General features: G+C 66.3%; 1 protein-coding gene. It reads right to left on the reverse strand.

The features are described 5' to 3' along the window. On the reverse strand, window positions 1-3,370 hold a 3,370-nt coding region (locus tag QZY06_RS13390; RefSeq protein WP_295685262.1), incomplete at both ends, for an acyltransferase domain-containing protein.

Here is a 3,370-nt window from a genome sequence, read left to right on the forward strand (position 1 = left end):
ATAGTCGATGCCGATGCCAAGCCCCGGCGCTGCACAGGCCGCGAGCGCATGACCGCCGTGCTCGCTGATCGAGATCGATGGCAGCGCAGTCAGCGCGACGCCGTCGATGCGCAGCAGCCGCAGACTGCCGTCGGCGGTGCTGCCGATGGCGATATCCGAGGGTGCAGCGGTGACGCCGTGCGTCTGCTGCAGCCAGACCCGCACTGCGTCCTTGGCAGCGACGCGGCCGAGCAGCCAGGCCTCGCGCTGCGGGCCGGTGACCGGCAGTGCGTACCAGTCGCGGCGCTCGTCATGGTTCAGCACCAGATTGGCGAGCACGCGCTTCCAGATGCTGAAGCCCTGATCGAGAAAACCATCGTCGAATGCCGGCACACGGCGGGCGATGACGCCAGCCGCAGCCAGGGTTTCAGCCTGGAACGGCTCACTGAGGAAAGCGGTCTGCGGTGCCATCCGGAAGCTGTAGTAAACCTCCGGCACGGTGAACTTGCGGTCTTCCCAGTTTGTGGCCCGCATCAGCAGGCGGCCGTCGGCATCGAGCACATCGAGATGCGCTTCGATGCGCAGCGGATCGGTCATCTTGACGTCGCAGCGGCAGATTACCTTGGTGCCGGCCGGCGGCATCGGCGCGTACTGACGGAAGCTGCCGACGTGGTACGGGAAGCAGTTGAAGCCCCAGGCGAAGCGCTCGGTCAGCCAGTAGCCGACGACTTGCCCGGCGGCATCGAGCAGCGCCGGATCGGTGCGGAACTGCGGCTGCCTCGTAAAGCGGAAATAGTCGTGGGTGGCGATCGTCACCATGTCGGCTTCGATCGCTTCATCGGCCCAGCGGCGGATCGACGTCACGCCCTGAAGGCGCGGGCCGTGGAACATGCCGCGGCTGTACAACTCGCCATCCGGATTGCTGCGCGAGGGCTTGCTGTCCGCTGCTGGCCATGGCCGTGCCGCCGGTGCCGTCGGGAACGCGGCACCGAGCAGAGCGATCGCTTCGAACACCAGCACGCCGCCAGCGGGGCCGCCGACGCCGTTCTGAAACAGGCGCACGGAAACTCTTTCGATGCCCGGCTGCGCTGCATCGGCAGCCACTCTTTCGGCAACGATGCGCAGATCGAGCGTGCCGCCATCGAGGCCGAGCCAGCGATGACCGCGTGAGGAGTCGAGGCCGATCAGGCGCAAGTTGTCGCCAGTCAGCAGGCAGGCTGCTTCGGCGACGATTTCCATGCTGAAGGTAAACGGGATGACGCTCAGCGCCAGCAGATCAGTCTGTTGCGCACTCGGCGCCGAACCCAGCGCGTGATCGCGCAGGAACAGATCCGAGGCGAGGTCATAGCGGCGCTCGCAGCTGAGCCGTGTTGCATCCTGCTCGGTGATCCGACCGAGCAGCGGATAGCGATGCGGATCGGCACGCGAGGGATCTACTGCTTCAATCGTCGGCGCAGTACCGGCGAAACCGTCGAGCACTCGTGCCTGGCTGTCGAGGAAATCCTGCATCAGCGCGAAGTGATTCTTCAGCGCTTCCAGACGCACATCGACCGGCCTGGCAGACTGCGCCGGTTCGATCGGCTGCGCCTTCGCTTGCGGGGCAACGACCGGGGCAGGGGACGGCGCTGCGCCCGGCTGAGCGCGCGGCATCGGCGGCACGTCGTCAGGCAGATGTACCAAAGGCATCTGCAGCTTGATACGGGGCTTCTGCCGCGCAGCGCCGAGCGGAACAGCCGCCAGCGAAAGCGGCGCAATCTCGCGCTGCTCGAACAGCTTCGCCGGATCGAAGCTGACGCCGAGCGCAAACAGCTGCGCCAAGGTCTGTTGCAGATGGGTCACGCCGGGCTTGCGGCGGCTGTTGGTGCTCAGCGCGATGACATCGTTGCGGCTGCGCAGAGTGTCGTCGATGAACGAAGTCAGGTTGCCGCTCGGGCCGATCTCGACGAACACCCGCACGCCATCGGCGTAGAGCTGTTCGATGGTCTCGGTGAAGCGCACCGGCGCTTCCCACTGCAGGCAGGCCAGCTCGCGAATCTCGTCGGCATCATCCGGGAACGGGCCGACGCTGCAGGCGCTGTACAGCACTGCGCGACCCGGGCCGAATTCCAATGATTCGTAGTACTCGCGGTAGGCCTCGGCCACCGGATGGAATAGCGCGGTGTGATAGGCGCGGCCGAACGGCAGCTCGGCGCAGATCGCACCTTCGGCGGACAGCTTTTCCTTCAGCGCGGCAATGTCGAAACGCGAGCCGAACAGCACCAGCTGGTTCGGGCAGTTGTCCATCGCGACCAGGATGGGCTTGCCGCGGCCGTGCTCGGCCAGCAGTTGCGCGCGCGCCGCCGGCTTCAGAGCGCCGATGGTCAGCAGGCTGCCTTCGACGATCCGGCCTTCGCGGTCGAGATCGCCGTAGATGAGGTTCAGATCGCGAACCGTGTCGGCGATTTCTTCGCGATGTTCGTAACGGCGCACGCCGCTGGCGGTGATCGCGGTGTTCTCGCCGGTGGAATGGCCGAGCATCGCATCCGGTTCGAAGCCCAGATCGTCGAGCAGGGTGAACAGACCGATGCTGGCGGCGAATACCGATTCGGCGGCGATATCGGTTTCGAACAGTTCGCTGTCGAGCCGCTCGCGCACGCCGGGCGGCACGCAGGTCGGGGCCGGAAACACCACCGGAGCGCGCCTGGGGCTGCCGCGGCGCACGGCGGTTTCGTCGATGAAATCGAACCACTCGCGGATCTGCGGAAAGTTCAGGCAGAGGTCGGCGAGCATGTTCGGGTACTGCGCGCCTTCGCCCGGAAACACGAAGCAGACCTTGCCGGGCGCCGCACCATGGCCGTAATGCACGCCACCGCGCAGCTTGAACGGCGCAACTTCCGTGTGGCTCAGCTTGACCAGCGCCTGGTCGAGCTTGGTGGCGAGATCAGCCGGATCGTTGGCGACCACGGCCAGGCGGTGCTCGCCGCGGCTGTGGGCGCTGCTCGCCTTCGCCAGTGTCGCCAGACTCGGTTTGGCTTCGGCCTTGGCGTGCGCCAGCAGCTGGCGCACGAGGGCCACGAGTCCAGCAAGACTGTCGGCAGCCAGGGTCAGCAACTCGCTGTGACCGGGCACATGCATCAGCCCGGCGTTGACTTTGTGTCCGTCGGCCGGCCGGTACTCTTCGAGAATGATGTGAGCGTTGATGCCGCCAAAGCCGAAAGCGTTGACGCCAGCGCGGCGCGGATGCGGCCCGCCATGTATCCAGGGCCTGGCCTGGGTGTTGATGTAGAACGGTGTGCGCTCGATGCCGAGATCCGGATCGACCTCGTCGCAGAGCATCGGCGGCAGAATCTTGTGGTGCAGCGCCAGTGCGGTCTTGATGATCGAGGCGCTGCCGGAGGCCGGCAGGCAGTGC

This window comes from uncultured Nevskia sp. (genome assembly GCF_903885465.1).
Lineage (GTDB): Bacteria > Pseudomonadota > Gammaproteobacteria > Nevskiales > Nevskiaceae > Nevskia.